Annotated in this window: 1 protein-coding gene; it reads right to left on the bottom strand. The window is 48.6% G+C overall.

The genetic code is table 11. From position 1 onward, the window contains the following. Positions 1–123: 123 nt before the first annotated feature. On the bottom strand, positions 124–1,302 hold the full coding sequence (locus tag AC0MA3_RS26290; RefSeq protein WP_474658329.1) for an IS110 family RNA-guided transposase: 1,179 nt from the start codon (positions 1,300–1,302) through the stop codon (positions 124–126). Positions 1,303–1,546 lie beyond the last annotated feature (244 nt).

The raw sequence follows: 1,546 nt of genomic DNA on the forward strand, positions 1-1,546 counted from the left end.
CACAAAAACCAGCTAATACTTGTCAAGGATTTTGTATTGGAGATTAACGTCCATCTTGATATACTATTTTTAAGCAAGACAAAGAACCCTCATTGGCGTGAAGGTTCTGGATAATATTGGGTTTTAGGTTTGAAAGGGCTGCTGCTTACGGAGGATGGCGTATACGTGATGGAGAAGCTTGTTGGCGCAAGCAATCACGACCACCTTGTAGGGCTTGCCCTCTTTTCTTTTTTTGTCGTAATACTCTCGGAGTTTCGGATTAGTCCTTCCTCGAATTCCGCACTGTACGGCTAAATATAACGCACGTCGAAGTCGTTTGGAGCCTCGCTTGGTTATTCGGGAACTCGTCGCCGTGAATGTACCTGAGCTGAATATCCCAGGATCTAAGCCTGCAAAAGCCACAAGCTGTTTGGCTTCTTTGAACTGCTGGGCATTCCCAATTTCTGCGACAATGGCGGCTGCGAGCTTATCTCCGATTCCCGGTATACTCTTTACCAGTTCCACTTCTGGGAAGCCCGCTGCCAGCTCATCCATCTGCTTTTCTAGTCCGCTCAATTGCTCGGTAAAGGCCAGAACCAATTCCACCATACTGCGCAGAACCAAGGTTTGAGTCCGACTTCGGGGGTGTTCCTCCCAACGAGATAACACTTCTTTGAGACATTCCATTTTGCCTTCCGTCCACTTCCGAGAGTGGGATTTTCCTGTGCTTTTCTGTATGACCTCTTGAAGGTCCTCGGTCTGATCCTCCAAACAACGGGCCAGCACATGTAGCGATGTCTCCGAGAATAGATTACCAAACACCTTCTCATATTCCGGAAACACTTGATCCAGCAAGGCTCTCATGTTTAATTTTGCTTGTACAAACATCCCTGTTACAAACTCATGCTGCCTCGTCACATGCTGAAGCTCTGTATAGCTATCTTCCCATATCCGGTGCGGAGTCACATCTCCCCGGTAATACATCTCGGCTAAGTGCCAGGCATCTGCGGCATCCGTCTTTACCTTTCGCAAGTGGGTACCTTTCGCTCGTTTGGCCTGCAACGGATTAACGATAAAATACGTCCATCCGTTGTGTCTCAGGTAGGCCACCAGTCCGCGATGATAGTGACCGGTCGCTTCCAGAACGACGACTGGAGAACGCGCAGTCTGTGTCTGCAGCTCTGCCAGCATTTCCCCCAACTTCTCCAATCCGTCCTTCTCATGAGTAATACCTACCGCTTTCCCGTACGGCTGATTCCGCTTGAGAAAGGCTTGTACAACACTGAAACCTTTGGCTACATCCACTCCCACTACTGGTTCCATAACAACCTCCAGAATGATATTCGCCGGCACTCCTACGATGGTTCCAAACCCATAGCTTCGCTTGTTATTCGGGGTCAATGCCCCTACCAGCTCAAACATGGTCATTGGAGGTAGTAGGAGAACAGTTTTTGTGACGGGGTAAACTCCCCAAAAAGACGCTCGTTCTCCCGGCTACCGCCATCTTAAAACACCTACAGAAATAGGCCAACCAGAAGTTTTCCGGTTGACCTAATAATACGAAAAG

The sequence above is a fragment of the Paenibacillus sp. LS-5 genome, assembly GCF_056121505.1.

Bases quoted from the DNA above. Each gene is read 5' to 3' on its own strand.
- AC0MA3_RS26290 (WP_474658329.1), bottom strand. From the start codon at position 1,302: ATGGAACCAGTAGTGGGAGTGGATGTAGCCAAAGGTTTCAGTGTTGTA.